Source organism: Leucobacter sp. (assembly GCF_053528595.1).
Genome location: NZ_JAIVPF010000048.1, coordinates 1 through 16,215, shown reverse-complemented (window position 1 = coordinate 16,215; position 16,215 = coordinate 1). Strand labels below are relative to the sequence as shown.

The window sequence follows — 16,215 nt, the reverse complement described above, 5'->3', positions numbered from 1 at the left end:
TGCGGCTCGCGTCCCATCGTCATCCTGTGCGAAGTCGCAGGATCCAGCAGCGGATTCTGCGACTCGCTCCGCCCACGCAGCATGACGAGGGGAAGCTCGCCCGGAATCCAGCCAGAACCTAGTCGTTCTGCGGGAAGCCGAGGTTGATGCCGCCGTGCGTGGCGGGATCGAGCCAGCGGCTGGTGATCGCCTTCTCGCGGGTGAAGAAGTCGAAGCCGTGCACGCCGTAGGCCTTGGCGTCGCCGAACAGGGACGCCTTCCAGCCGCCGAAGGAGTGGTAGGCCACGGGCACCGGGATCGGCACGTTGATCCCGATCATGCCGACCTGGATCTCGTGCTGGAAGCGCCGCGCGGCGCCGCCGTCGTTGGTGAAGATCGCGGTGCCGTTGCCGAAGGCGCCCGAGTTGATCAGGCTCACGCCCTCCTCGAAGGTCTTGACGCGCACGATCTCGAGCACCGGGCCGAAGATCTCCTCGGTGTAGGCGCGCGAGGTGGTGGGGACGTTGTCGATGAGCGTGGGGCCGACGAAGAAGCCGCCCTCGTGCCCGTCGACCGTGAAGTCGCGGCCGTCGACGACGATCGTCGCGCCGTCCTGCTCGGCGATGTCGATGTAGCCCGTGACCTTGTCGCGGTGCACGTCGGTGATGAGCGGGCCCATGTCGGGCTCCGGCGTCGAGGCGCCGTTGCCGATGTCGAGCTTCGCGATGCGCTCGGTGATCTTCTCGATCAGCTCGTCGGCCACCGGCTCCACGGCCAGCACCACCGAGATCGCCATGCAGCGCTCGCCCGCCGCGCCGTAGCCGGCGTTGATCGCCTGATCGGCCACGAGGTCGAGATCGGCGTCGGGCAGCACCAGCATGTGGTTCTTGGCGCCGCCGAGCGCCTGCACGCGCTTGCCGTGCTTCGATGCGGTCTCGTAGATGTACTGCGCGATGGGCGTCGACCCCACGAACGAGATCGAGGCGACGTCGGGCGAGGTGAGCAGGCCGTCGACCGCGAGCTTGTCGCCGTGGAGCACGGTGAAGACGCCGTCGGGGAGCCCGGCCTCCTTCCAGAGCTCCGCGAGCCACAGCGAGGCCGAGGGATCCTTCTCGCTCGGCTTCACGACGACCGCGTTGCCCGCCGCGATCGCGATGGGGAAGAACCACATGGGCACCATCGCGGGGAAGTTGAAGGGGGAGATGATGCCGGCGACGCCGATGGGCTGCTTGATCGAGTAGACGTCGATGCCGGTGGAGGCGTTCTCGGAGAACGCGCCCTTGATGAGGTGCGGGAATCCGGTCGCGAGCTCCACGACCTCCTGGCCGCGCAGGATCTCGCCCATCGCGTCCGAGAGCACCTTGCCGTGCTCGGCGGTGATGATCGCGGCGAGTTCGCCCTTGCGGGCGTTCAGCAGCTCGCGGAACTTGAAGATGACGGTCTGGCGCTTGGCCATGGAGAACTCGCTCCACAGCTCGAAGCCGCGCTGCGCCGACGCGATGGCCTCGGCGATCTCGGCCTCGTCTGCCAGCGCGACGTGCGCCTGCACCTCGCCGGTCGCGGGGTTGTAGACCGGGGCGGTGCGGCCCGAGGTCGACGCGCGGCGCGCGCCGTCGATCCAGTGCGGGATGACGGGGGTTTCGGTGGTCATGATCTTTCCTTCGACTTCATTCGTCACCCTGCGGCCGCGGAGCGGATCGCAGGATCCAGGTTGACTTCGGTGAGGTCCTGCGACTCGCAAGCTCGCGCAGGATGACAGTTGCGTGACGGAATCCCTACAGGTCAGTGTGCACGAGGCGGGCTGCGGTGTCGACGGCCGCGGCCACGTCGCCGTCGTGGGGGTAGAGCAGGGTGCGCCCCACGGTGAGACCGCGCACGCCGGGCAGGGCGAGCGCCTCCGCCCAGGACGCGAAGGTCTCGTCCGGATCGCCACCGTTGTCGCCGCCGAGCAGCAGCGTCGGCATCGTGGTCGCCGCCATCACGCGCTCCATCTCGGGCACGACCGGCAGTTTCATCCAGGTGTAGGCGCTCGAGTTGCCGAGGCCCGAGGCGATGGCGGTCGAGAGGATCACCGCGTCGGCGCTCAGGTCGTTGACGACCCGGCCGTCCACCCGCCTGCTCATGAAGGGCTCGAGCATGATGGGCAGCCCGGCCGCGGCAGCGGCGTCGACCGCCCGGGCGGTGGCCTCCAGGGTGGCCGCGGTCCCGGCGTCGTCCAGGTCGATCCGGATGAGCGTCTTCGCGAAGTCGATCCCCTGCCCCACCATCGCGCCGACGTCGTAGGCGGTGTAGCGGTCGTCCATCTCGAACGCCGCGCCGCGCAGGCCGCCGCGGTTCATGGAGCCCACCACGATCTTGTCGTCGAGCAGGCCGAGCGCGGCGAGGTCGTCGATGATGTCGGGGGTGCCCAGCACGCCGTCGACGCCGGGTCGCGAGACGGCGAGCGCCATGCGCTCGAGCAGCTCGTAGCGGTCGGCCATCGCGGTGGGGTTCGCACCGACCGCGATGGCGCCGCGCGCCGGGTGGTCGGCGGCCACGATGAAGAGGCGGCCGTCGCCGCGGATCACCTCGCGGCGCCTGCGCTCCGCGAGGGCCCGGCCCACGCCGGCGGGATCGGCGGCGCGCAGCTCGCGCAGACGCTCGAAGTCCAACGCCATCTCAGGCTCCCTTCGTGAGGACGGCTTCGACCTCGGCCGCGTCGGGCATCGCCGTGGAGCACTCGAGTCGAGTGGCCACGATCGCGCCCGCGACGTTGGCGAAGCGGAGGATGCGCTCGAGGCCCCAGCCCTCGAGCAGGCCGTGGCAGAGCGCGCCGCCGAAGGCGTCGCCCGACCCCAGGCCGTTGACGACGTCGACGAAGTGCGGCGGCACCTCGACCCGCTGCTCACGGGTCTTGGCGAGCACGCCCCTGGGCCCCTGCTTCACGATGGCGAGCTCGATGCCGCGCTCGAGCAGCGCGTCGGCCGCGCGATCGGGCTCGGTCTCGCCCACGGCGACCTCGCACTCCTCCCGGTTGCCGACGGCGACGGTCGCGTTCTCGATCGCGCGGGCCACCTGGGCGGTCGCCTCCGCGGGGTCCGCCCAGAACATCGGGCGGTAGTCGAGGTCGAAGACCGTGTGCCGCTTCCCGCCGCGGGCCTCGAGCGCCGTGTGATGCGCGGTGCGGCTCGGCTCCTCGCTGAGGCCCGTGAGCGTGAACCAGAAGATGCGAGCGGCACGCACCGCATCGAGGTCGAGATCGGCGCGGTCGATCTGCAGATCCGGCGCCTTCGGCTTGCGGTAGAAGTAGAGCGGGAAATCGTCGGGCGGGAAGATCTCGCAGAACGTGACGGGGGTCGGGTACTCGGGATCGACGCGCACCTCGCGCGGGTCGACGCCGAGGCGATCGAGCTCGCGCAGCAGGTACCGGCCGAAGGGATCGTCGCCGACGCGCGACACGAGCGCGGCCGGGTGGCCGTACTTCGCGGCGGCCACGGCGACGTTGGCGGCGCTGCCGCCGAGGTACTTGCCGAAGCTCTCGACGTCCTCGAGCGGCCCCTGCTGCAGCGGATAGACGTCGACTCCCAGCCTGCCCATCACCAGCACGTCATCAGGACGCCGTTGTTCCGACATTCGCTACCCGCCTTCCGAGGTGACGCGCAGCGCGGAGTGCGCCGCTGCATTTGTCCTAACAATAGCACGAATGATCGGCGTCGCACCCGGCTTTTCGCCGCGCCGCGCCTCCGATCGAACACCTGCGAGGCCCGCAGGAGGTAATGTTGTCATCACAAAAGCGTGGCCGGGTCCGCCGATCAACGCCGCTCGATGCTCCAAGGAGGGACCATGAGCACCGCACCCGTGTGGCCGGACGAGCTCTTCACCGACCTCGACCGCTCCGGCCCGGTACCCCTGTACTTCCAGATCTCCAGCCGCCTCGAGCGCGCGATCCGCGAGGGGGTGATCCCGGCGGGCGCCCGCCTCGAGAACGAGATCTCCATCGGCGAGCGCCTCGGCCTCTCCCGCCCGACGGTCCGGCGGGCGATCCAGGAGCTCGTCAACAAGGGCCTGCTCGTGCGCCGGCGCGGCATCGGCACCCAGGTGGTGCAGGCGCGCGTGAGCCGCCCGGTCGAGCTCACGAGCCTCCACGAGGACCTCACCCGCGTGGGGCACAAGCCCTCCACGCGAGTGCTCTCCCTCGAGCGCATCGCGGCCGATGAGGAGATCGCGCAGCGGCTGCACGTCGCCCCGGGAGCCGAGGTCACGCGCCTGCGGCGCCTGCGCAGCGCAGACGGCACGCCCATGGCGATCCTCGAGAACCTCCTCCCCCCGGAGTTCTCGGATCTCACGATCGAGCAGCTCGAGCGGCAGGGGCTCTACGAGATCCTGCGCGCGCGGGGCATCACGATCAAGATCGCCAACCAGGTGATCGGCGCGCGACGCACCCACGGCGACGAGCACGAGCTGCTCGACATCGCCAAGGGCAGCCCGCTCCTCACGATGGATCGCGTGGCGTTCGACCACGGCGGCCGCGTCATCGAGGCGGGCCACCACTGCTACCGACCCGACCTCTACTCCTTCGAGACGACGCTCGTCTCGCGCTGAGGGGCGGGCACGGGCACGGCTCGATCTCGTCGGCCCGACGCTCTGCGCAACGCACCCGCCCCCTGAGCTCGTCGAGGGGAACGGCACCCGCGCCCGCACCTTCTTCGCGCGTCAGTAGTTGTCGCCTGGCGCCCGTCTTGAGGACATCTACTGGCGCGCGACATCTATCCCGCCGGGCCTACCGCGCCAGCAGCTCCCGGTAGGCCTCGAGCAGACGCTCGGCCGAGACGTCCCAGCTGCGCGTCAGGGCGTGCTCCCTCGCCGCGGCGCCCATGCGGTCGCGCAGCTCCTCGTCGTCGAGCAGGCGCTCGATGGCCTCGGCCCAGACCTGCGGATCGTCGCCGGCGCCCGCGGCGGGATCGGCGGGGATCAGGATCCCCGTCACGCCGTCGATCACCGCCTCCCGCAGACCCCCGGCGTCGCGCGCGATCACGGGGATGCCGGAGGCCGCCGCCTCGAGTGCGACGAGCCCGAAGGTCTCCGAGTGCGACGGCACGAGCATGATGCAGGCGCGGCGGATCCGCTCCGCGAGATCACGGCGGCGCAGCGCGCCGTCGAACGCGGTCGTGCGGAGCATGCCGTGCTGCGCGACGGCCTCGTGCAGCGCACGCACGTAGTCGTCCCCGTCGGGCGGCGGCGCCCCCACGACCCGCAGCATCGGCCGGCGATCCGGATCGATGGCCGCCACCGCGTCGATCACGAGATCGAAGCCCTTCAGCGGGTGCAGTCGGCCCACGACGATCGCCTCGGGACGGCCTCCGCTGCTGAGCCAGTCGCGATCCTCGGCGCACTCCTGGGTGGCGCAGGGGTGGAAGAGCTCGGTGTCGACGCCCAGCGGCACCACGCGCACCCGATCCTCGTCGCCCTCGAGCCGCTCGAGCACCGTGCGCCGCTCGGCCTCGCTCACCGCGATGACGAGATCCGCCTCGTGCGCCAGCAGCCGCTCCCCCGCGAGGCGCCCGGGCGACTCGGGGCGCTCGCCCTCGCCGAGCGGCGACTCGGGCGGCGCCGCGATGGAGTGGTAGCTCTGCACGAGCGGGATCCCCGCCCGCCGCGCGGCCGGGAGGGCCGCGATGCCCGAGAACCAGTGCTCGGCGTGCAGCAGGTCGACCGGGCTGCGCTGCAGCTCCGCGTCGAGCAGTTCGCCGAACTGCTCCATGACGCCCTCGTGCTCGCCCTTCGCGAGCAGGCGGGCGGGGCCGGCGTCGAGGTGCACCACGGTGAGCCCCGGTCGCAGCTCGGAGCGTCGGGGCAGCGCGGGGTCGCTGCGCCGCGTGAAGATGACGACCTCGTGGCCCGCGCGAGCGAGCGCGTCGGCCTGGGCGCGCACCACCACGTTCATCCCCCCGGCGTCCTTGGTGCCCGGCACGTCGAGCGGCGAGGTGTGCAGCATGACGAAGCCGAAGCGGAGCGGTGAGGTGTTCGGCGCAGAGCCCATGCATCGAGCGTATCGCCTCGCGCGGGAATACTGCGCCGGGGCCGCGGGTTGTGGTCAACGCATACCCCATGGGGGTATGGTGGAAAGACGACGATCCGAGAGGAAACCATGAACGCCACCACCGAGTACCAGGTCGCCGGGATGAGCTGCGGGCACTGCGAGGTCGCGATCCGCTCCGAGGTCGAGCAGATCCCGGGCGTCACCGGGATCGAAGTCAGCTCGAGCACGGGCCGGCTCGCCGTGCGCACCGCCGCCGCGACCCCCGTCGACGATGCCGCCGTGCTCGCCGCCGTCGAGGAGGCGGGCTACACCGCCCATCGCGCCTGAGCGGCCGCACCGCCCGCTCCGGCCCAGGACCGCCACCGACCCGGCGCCGTCCACCGCAACGCGCAGGAGGGATCCCATGAACACCCCCGCACGCCTCGGCCTCTTCGGCCTCGGCCTGGCAGCCGTCTTCGGCGCCGCATTCCTCGTCGCCGGGGCCGTCGTGCCTCCGTCGGCCGTCGAGGAGCGGATCGCGGACGCCTCCGGCGACCACGGTCCGCACGAGAACCCGGCGGCCGGCACCGCAGCCGCCGCCCTGCCGGGCCTCTCGCTCGCGGCGGCCGGCTACCGTCTGAGCCCCATCGCCGCACCGCAGGAGCCCGGCACGGCGGGCGCGCTGAGCTTCTCGATCCTCGACGAGCGCGGAACGCCCCTGACGCGCTACACCGAGGAGCACGAGAAGGATCTGCACCTGATCGTGGTGCGGAGCGACGGCGCCGAGTTCCGGCACGTGCACCCCGAGATCGGCGCCGACGGCACCTGGTCGGTGCCCTGGACCTGGCAGCGGGCCGGCAGCTACCGCGTCTTCGCCGACTTCGTCCCCGGTGACGCGGAGGAGGGACTCACCCTCTCCCGCAGCCTCGACGTCGGCGGCGGGTTCGCGCCGGAGCGCACCCGCGGCGACGTTCGCGAGGCGCGGGCGGGCGACTTCGACGTGAGCCTGGAGGGCGATCTCCTCGTCGGCGGCGGCTCGACGCTCACGCTGCGGGTCAGCCGCGACGGCGACGACGTCACCGGGATCCAGCCCTATCTGGGCGCCTTCGGCCACCTCGTCGCGCTGCGGGAGGGTGACCTCGCCTACCTGCACGTGCACCCCGAGGGCGCCGAGCCGCAGCCCGGCGAGCTGTCCGGGCCGAGCGTCGACTTCGCCACCGAGGCGCCCACGGCAGGCCGCTACCTGCTCTACTTCGACTTCCGGGTCGGCGACGAGGTGCACACCGCAGCCTTCGCGCTCACGACGGCCGAGGGCACGACCGCCGAAGGCACGACCGCCGAGGACGAGGCTCCCGAGCGCGCCTCCCACGACGAGTCGCACTGAGCACCCGTGCTCCCGCACCCGACCCCACCCACCGCCAGCATCATCACCCCGTCGCAGCGAAGGACCCCGATCATGTCGACACCACAGGCCGTGAGCGAATCCGCAGAACTCGGATCCGCACGGCGCAGCTACGAGCTCGAGATCGGCGGCATGACCTGCGCGTCGTGCGCGATGCGCATCGAGAAGAAGCTGAACCGGCTCGACGGCGTCGAGGCCTCGGTCAACTACGCGACGGAGAAGGCGCGAGTGCGCGCGCCGGCCGGCCTCGATCCCGCGCAGCTCGTCGCCGAGGTCGAGAAGACCGGCTACACCGCGGCCCTCCCCCAGCCTCCGGCCGCAGCGGCGGCGGAGACCGCCGACGGGGAGGCCCCCGACCGCGAGCTGATCGCGCTGCGCCAGCGGCTGATCGGCTCGATCGTGCTCTCCGTGCCCGTGATCCTCATGGCGATGATCCCCGCCCTGCAGTTCGACTACTGGCAGTGGGCATCGCTCGCGCTCGCGTCGCCCGTCATCGTGTGGGCGGCCTGGCCGTTCCATCGCGCCGCGTGGACCAACCTGAAGCACGGCGCCGCGACCATGGACACGCTCGTCTCCGTCGGCACGGGCGCCGCCTTCCTGTGGTCGCTCTACGCGCTGTTCCTCGGAACGGCGGGCGTGCCCGGCATGACGCACCCCTTCGAACTCTCCATCAGCCCGAGCGACGGCGCGGCAGACATCTACCTCGAGGTCGCCGCGGGGGTGACGATGTTCATCCTCGCCGGGCGCTACTTCGAGAAGCGCTCGAAGCGGCGGGCCGGCGCCGCCCTGCGCGCACTGCTCGAGCTGGGTGCCAAGGACGTCGCGGTCCTGCGCACGACGGGGAGTCGGGACGCGGAGCACCCCGACCCGTCGCGAACCGGCGCACGCGGCGCCGTACAGGAAGTCCGGATCCCCGTCGAGGAGCTCTCGGCGGGCGACGAGTTCGTCGTGCGCCCGGGCGAGAAGATCGCGACCGACGGCGTGATCGTCTCGGGGCGCTCCGCGATCGACGCGTCCATGCTCACCGGCGAATCGGTGCCCGTCGAGGCCGGCCCCGGCGACGCCGTCACGGGCGCCACCGTCAACGCGAGCGGCCGGCTCGTGGTACGCGCCACCCGCGTCGGCGGCGACACCCGGCTCGCCCAGATGGCGAGGCTCGTCGAGGACGCGCAGTCGGGCAAGGCCGAGGTGCAGCGGCTGGCCGACCGGGTGTCGGGCGTGTTCGTGCCGATCGCCATCGGCATCGCGGTGCTCACGCTCGGCGCGTGGCTGGGCGCCGGCTTCCCCGCGGCCTCCGCCTTCACCGCCGCCGTCGCGGTGCTCATCATCGCCTGCCCCTGCGCGCTCGGGCTCGCGACCCCGACCGCGCTGCTCGTGGGCACCGGCCGCGGCGCGCAGCTCGGGATCCTGATCAAGGGGCCCGAGATCCTCGAGTCGACGCGCCGCGTCGACACGATCGTGCTCGACAAGACGGGCACCGTGACCACGGGCAGGATGTCGCTGCTCGACGCGATCCCGGCCGCGGGCGTGGATCGCGCGGAGCTGCTGCGCCTGGCCGGCGCGCTCGAGGACGCCTCGGAGCACCCGATCGCCCAGGCGATCGCGCAGCGGGCCTCGGAGGAGCTCGACATCGCGCTCCCCGACGTCGAGGGATTCCGCAACACGGAGGGCAAGGGCGTCTCGGGGATCGTCGACGGGCGCACCGTGCTCGTGGGGCGCCGGTCGCTGCTCGAGGAGTGGTCGGTCGCACTCGACCCCGCGATCGCGGCCGCTCAGGAGGAGGCCGAGAGCCGCGGGCGCACCGCGGTGCTCGTGGCGTGGGACGGGCGGACCCGGGGCCTGCTCGTGGTCGCCGACCGCGTCAAGCCCACGAGCGCCGAGGCGATCGGCCGGTTCCGCGGTCTCGGGCTCACCCCGATCCTGCTCACCGGCGACAACGACACCGTCGCCAGGCAGATCGCCGCGGAGGTCGGGATCGAGCAGGTCATCGCCGAGGTGCTACCCGGCGACAAGGCCGACGTGATCTCGCGGCTGCAGGGCGAGGGCCGGGTGGTCGCCATGGTCGGCGACGGCGTGAACGACGCCGCCGCGCTCGCCCAGGCCGACCTGGGCCTCGCGATGGGCACTGGCGCGGACGCGGCCATCGAGGCCTCCGACATCACCCTGGTGCGCGGCGACCTCCGCAGCGCCGCCGACGCGATCCGGCTCTCGCGCCGCACGCTCGGCACCATCAAGGGCAACCTGTTCTGGGCCTTCGCCTACAACGTGTCGGCGATCCCGCTCGCGGCGCTCGGCCTGCTCAACCCCATGCTCGCCGGTGCGGCGATGGCGTTCTCGAGCGTCTTCGTCGTCGGCAACAGCCTGCGGCTCAGGCGGTTCACCGGGTCCGTCGCGCCGGAACGGGCCGGACGTTGATATGGTCGGCATCATGAGCGAGGAGCACGGGCCGGCGGACTCCTGCGACGCGGAATTCAGCGCGGGGCACCCGGAGCGGCCGGGGGCCGAGGCGAGCGCGCACGGCGGGCACGGGCACTCGCACGACCACGGGCTGCAGGGCGCCGGCACCGCGACCGGCAAGCACCGCAAGCGCCTGATCCTCGTGCTCTCGATCACCCTCGCCGTGTTCGTGGTGCAGGTGATCGGCGCGTTCATCTCGAACTCGCTGTCGCTGCTGGCCGATGCCGGGCACATGCTCACCGACGCCACCGGCGTGGCCATCGCGCTCATCGCGAGCCTCATCGCCGGGCTGCCCGCCACCTCCAAGCGCACCTACGGCTACCTGCGCGTCGAGGTGCTCGCCGCGCTCGTCAACGGGATCGTGCTGGGGGTCATCGCGATCGTGATCCTCGTGCAGGCGATCTCGCGCTTCGGGTCCGAGGTCGAGGTGCACTCGGGGCCCATGCTCGTCGCCGCCGTCATCGGCGCCGCGGCCAACCTCGTCTCGCTGCTCATCCTGCGCTCGGGCCAGAAGGAGAGCCTCAACGTGCGCGGCGCGTACCTCGAGGTGCTCGGCGACCTGCTCGGCTCGGTCGCGGTCATCATCGCGGGTGTGATCATCCTGTTCACCGGCTGGAACGCCGTGGATCAGATCGCGTCGATCCTCATCGCGCTGCTCATCTTCCCGCGCGCCGTCAGCCTGCTGCGCGACGTGGTCGACGTGCTGCTCGAGGCCTCGCCCAAGCACGTCGACGTCGACGCGGCGCGACGCCACATGCTCGCGGTCCCCGGCGTCATCGAGGTGCACGACGTGCACGCGTGGACGATCACCTCGGGCGTTCCCGCGTTCTCCGCGCACGTCACGGTGACGGACACCGTGTGGAGCGAGCGCGACTACCACGCGATCCTCGACGAGCTGCGCGCGTGCCTGCACGCGCACTTCGACACCGAGCACGTGACCCTGCAGATCGAGCCGGAGGGGCACACCACCGGGGAGGGCGGCGCGCACCCCGCGACGTGAGCGACCCTCGTCCCCTCGTCCCGCCGCCTCCGCGCGCATCGGACGGACTCCCGCGACACCGCGCAACACTCCCGGCCGCGACACGCCGCTTTGACATAATGGACGCAATCAAGGAAATTCCGATGCTCCAAGAAAGTGAGTCGACATGACTGGTACCGTGCGGAATGCGGTCGCCGAGGCCCTTGCGACATTCCTGTTCGTCTTCGCCATCGTTGCCGCGATCAACAACGCCGGCGACCTCGCGCCCCTCGCCATCGGCTTCACCCTGATGGTGCTCATCTACGCGACCGGTCACCTCTCGGGCGCGCACCTCAACCCGGCCGTGTCGCTCGGCGCCTGGCTGCGCGGCGCCCTGAGCGCCGGCGACTTCGTGGCCTACGTCGTCGCCCAGCTCGTCGGCGGCGCCCTCGGCGCACTCGTCGCGGGCCTCATCTTCGCGGCGCCCGACGCGGCGAAGGTGATCGAGGTCGGCCCCGCATTCCTGGTCGAGGCGATCTTCACCTTCATCCTGGTCTACGTGGTGCTCAACGTCGCGACGTCGAAGGACACCGAGGGCAACTCGTTCTACGGCCTCGCGATCGGCTCGGTCGTGGTCGTGGGTGCGTTCGCGGTCGGGCCGGTCTCCGGCGGCGGCTTCAACCCCGCGGTCGCGCTCGGTCTCGCCGTGCACGGCGATTTCGCCTGGTCGAGCCTCTGGCTCTACTTCGTCGCCCCGCTCGTCGGCGGCGCGCTCGCGGCGCTCGTGTTCCGCGCGCTCAACACGCACGACCAGCTCAAGGCGGGTGCGGCCGAGGCCTGATCCTCGCCGCTCGCAGCGAAGGGCCCGCTCCGGTTCGCCGGGGCGGGCCCTTCGTCGTCGCGGGTCCCGTCCACTCGCGCTGAGGCTCGAGCCGGGTGCCGGGGCGCTGTCACCTCGATCCGCGCCCCTCCCGGGATCGGTGCTCGAAGACGCACGATCCCGTCGGTCCATCGGCAGCTCCGACTCCTCGCGCTCCGAGGCGACTGCGGAGACGTGCCGTGCGATAGATTGAGGGGATACGACGGTGCGCGAGCACGGCGCGGAAGCGCCGGCGCGGCCGCGGGAGGATGCGACGTATTCGAGGAGGCTCGGGCGCATGGGCGTGATCGATCACCGGGATGCCTCGGCGAGCCACGACTCGATCGCGGCCTTCACCGCGCATCGGGCTGTGGCCGAACGGAGCGACCTGCCGGGCTGGATCGCCAAGGAGCTCGACTCGGTCTTCATCTCGGACCAGATCTCCCTGAGCCTGTGCGCCACGATGTTCGCCTGGGACGCACCGGTGAGAACCGACCGCTTGTACAGTGCCGAGAGGCTGAACGAGTGGCTGCGACTCACCGGGGTCCCCGAGCTCACGCGCGCCCCCACGGCTGCGGAGTTCCTCATGCTCTCCGAACTCCGGGAGGCGATCCGGGAGCTTACCCTCGAGAGGATCGCGGGCACCGCCCGTCCGTCCGCCGGCCACCGGTCGGTGCTGAACTCAGCTGCGGGGATGCGGCGTCCTCATGCACTGCTGCACCACGATGGGTTCGCTCCCGAGCAGTCGGAGGAGTTCGACGCACTGTCCCTACTCCCGCTGCTCGCCCAGGACGCGGTCGAAGTGCTCACCGAGACGCCCGGGGGACGGTTGAAGCGCTGCGAGATGGATCCGTGCAGCCACCTCTTCGTGGATCGATCGCGTCCCGGCAATCGCCGCTGGTGCACGAGCCAGCGCTGCGGTGGGAAGGCGCGGGCAGCCGAGTTCCGGGCCAGGAGGACGGCGAGCGCACTCACCCCGTCCTGAGATCACCGGGTGCCGGGAACCCGGGACGGCCGGACGGCCGAAACCCGCATCCCCGGGACCCGGAGCCGCCGCATCCCCGCGGCCCGGAACCAGGCCTCAGGCCGCCGCCCCGGCTACGGCGAGCCGCCGTTCGCCGGCCCGGATCGCCACGGGCAGTCGATTCCCCTCGGGCGGCAGCGGGCAGACGAAGTGGTCGCTGAACGCGCACGGCGGCACGAACGCCCGGTTGAAATCGATGATCCACGGATCACCCTCGGCGGGCTGCTCGATGCGGAGGAAGCGGAACCGGTAGCTCAGATCCCCGTTCGTCGAGTCCCCGAACACCACCGAGTACGAGGCCCCGTTCCACCTCGCCTTGAGACGGAGCACCTCGCCATCGAGCTCGAACACGAACCGGGCGTCGATCACCTCGTCCTTCTGGAACCCGTCGACGAGCGTCACCGTCTCCGTCTCACCGCTCGTCTCGCGCACCGCCGTCACCCGCAGAGCCGGATCCGGCGCGAACGCGTCGATCCCCGTGATCCGCTTCCCCGCGGCGGTCTCCGGATCGAACACCCGCAGCGCGTAGCGGTCGTCCCGAGCGAAGACGCTGAAGCGCCGATCCCCGTCGAACAGTTCTTCGCCGGCGGCGAGGTCGATCCGCTCGCCGACCGGCCCGCCGTCACCCGTGCGATACCCGCTCCCGGCGAGCCCGACCCCGCGCACCGGTCGATCGGCGTCGCCCGTGGCCGCCCAGACGCCCGCGACGCCCGGCAGTTCGCCACCCGCTCCCGTCAGCAGCCAGTAGGTGCCCGCGAGCGACGCCGGCCCGCTCGGGTCGGTCGCATAGCGCTCGCGGGCGGCGTGCCACTCCCGCCATTCCGTCTCCCAGACGGATCCTTCCAGCACGCTCCGCGCTCCGCCCGACGAGGTGCTCATCTCGCACCTCCGTGCCGCAGGACCGGGTGCCGCAGCAGCGGGTGCCGCCGCTCCTCCCAGCCGGCCCGGAGCCTCGGCACGACCTCTTCGATCAGCGCCTCGGCCTTGTCGATGGTCTCGTCGATGGTATGCAGGGCGGGGTGGATCCCCAGTACGATCTCATCGCTCAGCAGCACCGTCGGGTCGTCGAGCAGATCGGCGGCGAGCGTCTCGGCGTCGCCCCAGATGAAGTTGTCGGAGAGCAGCTGCTCCGCGACGCTGCGATCGGCGTCGACCCGTCCGATGGTGGCCGCGAACTCGTTCCAGCGGCCGGCCTTCTCGCCCGCCTCCGCGAGCGCCGCGTCCGTGGTCGCGCCCGGGTACGCGGTGCGCGAGGTGACGACGTAGGGGGTGCGCTCCTCACCCCAGGTCTCGGCGAAGAGCTCGCGGTACTCGATGACCGAGTCCGCCTGGCGCTGCTGGAACGCCCGCCTCGCCTCGGGCGTGCGCTCCTCGCCGTTCCCGAACCGTTCGAGGATCAGCCCGTCGCCGCGGCGAGCCGCTCGCCTGATCGTCTCGATGTTCGAACTGCCGTGGAAGAGCCGGCCCTCGAGGCCGCGGTTCTGGGGCCAGATCGAGGCGCTGCCGCCCTCGACCGCGCTCCCCCGAAGCGCCCAGTGCAGCTGCTCGACCTTGCCCTCGAAGTTGCCGTCCCGGTCCTCCTCCCACGCCTCGAACACGTGGAAGGAATCGCTCGGCACCCCCTTCCCGATCCCGAGCAGCAGCCGGCCGTTCGAGAGGTGGTCGATGACGGCGACCTCTTCCGCGGCGCGAACCGCGTCGTCGAGCACGAGCGGCAGCACGGCAGTGCCGAGGCTGATGCGCTCGGTGCTGACCGCCGCAGCGCCGAGGAAGGCGTAGGGGCTCGGGAGCGCCGCCCAGCCTGAGAAGAAGTGCCGGGTCGCGACCCAGGCGCTGTCGTAGCCCTGCGCCTCGAGTGCCTGGAACAACCGGATGTTCTCGCGGTAGATCGTGCTCGTGTCGTCGTGCTGGTCGAGGTGGGTGATGAAGCCGATCCGCAGCCGGGAGCCGATCTCGGTCGTGCCCAGCGGGTCGGTGGTTCCGCCGAGGGCGGTCTGGTGCTCACTCATGATGTGCCTTACGGTCGCGGGTGTGATGTGCTCGAGAGTGCCGCCGAGGGGCCGGCTGCGGGAATGTCGAAGGCGCCGGGCGGCGCGCTCCCCACGTCGGGCTCCGCGATCCCCTCGCGATACGGCGTCGTGGGTCGCGGCAGCGGTCGGTGCGGGATTCCGGGATCGGCGTACGGAACGGCGGTGCGGGGGGCGTCCGCCTGCAGGCCCGGCAGCTCCGCGGCGAAGAGCTCGATCGATTCGAGCGCGTGCGCGTGCTCCACGCCCGGACCCTGGAACTGGATCGCCGTCTGCTCGGTACCGTCGAACTGCTCGGTCCACTCCCAGATCCGGTCGGCGACCTCGCTCGCCGTGCCCACGGCGAAGCTGAGCTTCTCAGCGACGTCGTCGAAGCTCTCGCTGTCCGGTCCCCCGCGCCAATCGGTCGCGAGGTAGACGCCCGCGTACTCGCGCAGGAACTCGACGGCGCGCTGCCGCGCGAGCTCCCGGGTCGGTGCGACGAGGCCCGAGCGCAGGTGCACGACCTCGCCGTTCGGCACCGCCTCCCGGTACTCGGCATTGATGCGCAGACGCTCCGCGAGCGGCAGCGGGCGCGGGATCATGAGCCGGTAGCCGTGCTCGCGGGCCAGGCCGGTCGCGTTCCGGCCTGCCGCGGTCCAGATCAGATCGCGGGCCGGACGCCCGGCGGGCGGCGATATCTCCACGTCCCGGTACCGGTAGAACTCGCCGTCGAAGTTCACGACGCCCTCGTCGATCGCGATCCGGAGGATCTCATGGATCTCCCTCGCCCGCGCAGCGGCGTCCTCGGCCTCGAAGCCGAAGACGCGAGCGAACTGCTCGCTCGTCATGCCGGTCCCGACGCCGAGGTCGAGGCGCCCGCCGCTCAGCGCGTCGAGCAGCAGCGCGGCTTCGGCGAGCCGGATCGGGTCGTAGTACGGCGCGCACACGATCGCCGTGCCGAGGCGGATGCGCTCGGTCCTGCCGCTCAGGCGCGCGAGCAGCAGCAGCGGATCCGGCACCTCCCCCCGGGAGCGGAAGTGGTGCTCCGTGATCCACACCCCGTTGTAGCCGAGTCGATCCCCGAGCACGACCTGCTCTTCGATGTCGCGGTAGAGCTGGGCCGGGCTCTGCCCGGAGGAGACGTCGCCGTAGTAGAACAGATCGATGCGGGGCACGGGAGTCCTTTCGCCCTCAGGAGGCTGGTGTGATGGTGACGGTGGTTCCGGGTGCCGTGCGCGGCACCCGGAACCGCGGGGAGGGGCCGGCTACTCGCTCAGCCAGACGTCGAAGAAGCTGTCGGTGTAGCCGACGGCGTCGAACGACCATCCGTTGACGGCGGAGGTGGTGCCGACGATCTTCTTCGGGATGTAGACCGGCACCGCGTAGCCGCGATCCAGGATCAGCGACTGCGCCTCGTGCGCCGCCTCGACCCGCTCATCGGAGTCGAGCGAGGAGGAGATGGTGCCGTAGAGCGCGTCGATGTCGGGGTCGTTCACGAGACCGTAGTTGATGCCGTTCGTGAAGCCCTC

14 protein-coding genes and 1 pseudogene are annotated in these 16,215 nt (G+C 71.5%); 7 read left to right on the top strand and 8 right to left on the bottom strand.

Going from position 1 to position 16,215, the window contains the following annotated elements:
• Positions 1-118: 118 nt before the first annotated feature.
• From ACWKZU_RS09870 to iolC, 3 genes are all read right to left on the bottom strand, one after another.
• The gene (locus ACWKZU_RS09870; RefSeq protein ID WP_449282150.1) at positions 119-1,630 is read right to left on the bottom strand and encodes a CoA-acylating methylmalonate-semialdehyde dehydrogenase; all 1,512 of its coding nucleotides are present in this window, start codon (positions 1,628-1,630) and stop codon (positions 119-121) included.
• A 124-nt stretch (positions 1,631-1,754) separates the two neighbouring features.
• Positions 1,755-2,636: a class I fructose-bisphosphate aldolase gene (locus ACWKZU_RS09865; RefSeq protein WP_449282149.1), complete on the bottom strand. Its 882-nt coding sequence runs from the start codon at positions 2,634-2,636 to the stop codon at positions 1,755-1,757.
• 1 nt (position 2,637) lies between these two features.
• On the bottom strand, positions 2,638-3,591 hold the full coding sequence (iolC, locus tag ACWKZU_RS09860) for a 5-dehydro-2-deoxygluconokinase (protein WP_449282148.1): 954 nt from the start codon (positions 3,589-3,591) through the stop codon (positions 2,638-2,640).
• Between the two features lie 210 nt (positions 3,592-3,801).
• Here iolC and ACWKZU_RS09855 point away from each other — a divergent pair, with 210 nt between their 5' ends.
• Positions 3,802-4,560 (top strand): GntR family transcriptional regulator, encoded by a 759-nt coding sequence (locus tag ACWKZU_RS09855; RefSeq protein WP_449282147.1) that lies wholly within the window; start codon positions 3,802-3,804, stop codon positions 4,558-4,560.
• Positions 4,561-4,738: 178 nt separating this feature from the next.
• Here ACWKZU_RS09855 and ACWKZU_RS09850 read toward each other — a convergent pair whose 3' ends face one another.
• Positions 4,739-5,998: a glycosyltransferase gene (locus tag ACWKZU_RS09850; protein WP_449282146.1), complete on the bottom strand. Its 1,260-nt coding sequence runs from the start codon at positions 5,996-5,998 to the stop codon at positions 4,739-4,741.
• Between the two features lie 108 nt (positions 5,999-6,106).
• On the opposite strand from ACWKZU_RS09850, the gene ACWKZU_RS09845 reads away from it, so the two are divergent.
• From ACWKZU_RS09845 to ACWKZU_RS09820, 6 genes are all read left to right on the top strand, one after another.
• The gene (locus ACWKZU_RS09845; protein ID WP_449282145.1) at positions 6,107-6,325 is read left to right on the top strand and encodes a heavy-metal-associated domain-containing protein; all 219 of its coding nucleotides are present in this window, start codon (positions 6,107-6,109) and stop codon (positions 6,323-6,325) included.
• 76 nt (positions 6,326-6,401) lie between these two features.
• Positions 6,402-7,361, top strand: coding sequence for a heavy-metal-associated domain-containing protein (locus tag ACWKZU_RS09840; RefSeq protein WP_449282144.1), 960 nt, complete (start codon positions 6,402-6,404; stop codon positions 7,359-7,361).
• 72 nt (positions 7,362-7,433) lie between these two features.
• On the top strand, positions 7,434-9,794 hold the full coding sequence (locus tag ACWKZU_RS09835) for a heavy metal translocating P-type ATPase (RefSeq protein WP_449282143.1): 2,361 nt from the start codon (positions 7,434-7,436) through the stop codon (positions 9,792-9,794).
• A 13-nt stretch (positions 9,795-9,807) separates the two neighbouring features.
• Positions 9,808-10,836, top strand: a complete 1,029-nt coding sequence (locus tag ACWKZU_RS09830) for a cation diffusion facilitator family transporter (protein WP_449282142.1) — start codon at positions 9,808-9,810, stop codon at positions 10,834-10,836.
• 145 nt (positions 10,837-10,981) lie between these two features.
• Positions 10,982-11,635, top strand: coding sequence for an MIP/aquaporin family protein (locus ACWKZU_RS09825; RefSeq protein ID WP_449282141.1), 654 nt, complete (start codon positions 10,982-10,984; stop codon positions 11,633-11,635).
• A 316-nt stretch (positions 11,636-11,951) separates the two neighbouring features.
• Positions 11,952-12,638: a CGNR zinc finger domain-containing protein gene (locus tag ACWKZU_RS09820; RefSeq protein ID WP_449282140.1), complete on the top strand. Its 687-nt coding sequence runs from the start codon at positions 11,952-11,954 to the stop codon at positions 12,636-12,638.
• A 96-nt stretch (positions 12,639-12,734) separates the two neighbouring features.
• On the opposite strand, the gene ACWKZU_RS09815 is transcribed toward ACWKZU_RS09820, so the two are convergent.
• From ACWKZU_RS09815 to ACWKZU_RS09800, 4 genes and pseudogenes are all read right to left on the bottom strand, one after another.
• Complete coding sequence (locus tag ACWKZU_RS09815; RefSeq protein ID WP_449282139.1) at positions 12,735-13,556, bottom strand: DUF1684 domain-containing protein; 822 nt, start codon at positions 13,554-13,556, stop codon at positions 12,735-12,737.
• On the bottom strand, positions 13,553-14,686 hold the full coding sequence (locus tag ACWKZU_RS09810; protein WP_449282138.1) for an LLM class flavin-dependent oxidoreductase: 1,134 nt from the start codon (positions 14,684-14,686) through the stop codon (positions 13,553-13,555). The genes ACWKZU_RS09815 and ACWKZU_RS09810 overlap by 4 nt, the downstream gene beginning before the upstream one ends.
• A gap of 8 nt (positions 14,687-14,694) precedes the next feature.
• Positions 14,695-15,861 (bottom strand): LLM class flavin-dependent oxidoreductase, encoded by a 1,167-nt coding sequence (locus ACWKZU_RS09805; RefSeq protein ID WP_449282137.1) that lies wholly within the window; start codon positions 15,859-15,861, stop codon positions 14,695-14,697.
• A gap of 90 nt (positions 15,862-15,951) precedes the next feature.
• Positions 15,952-16,215 (bottom strand): annotated as a pseudogene (locus tag ACWKZU_RS09800) (hypothetical protein); the annotation flags it as partial.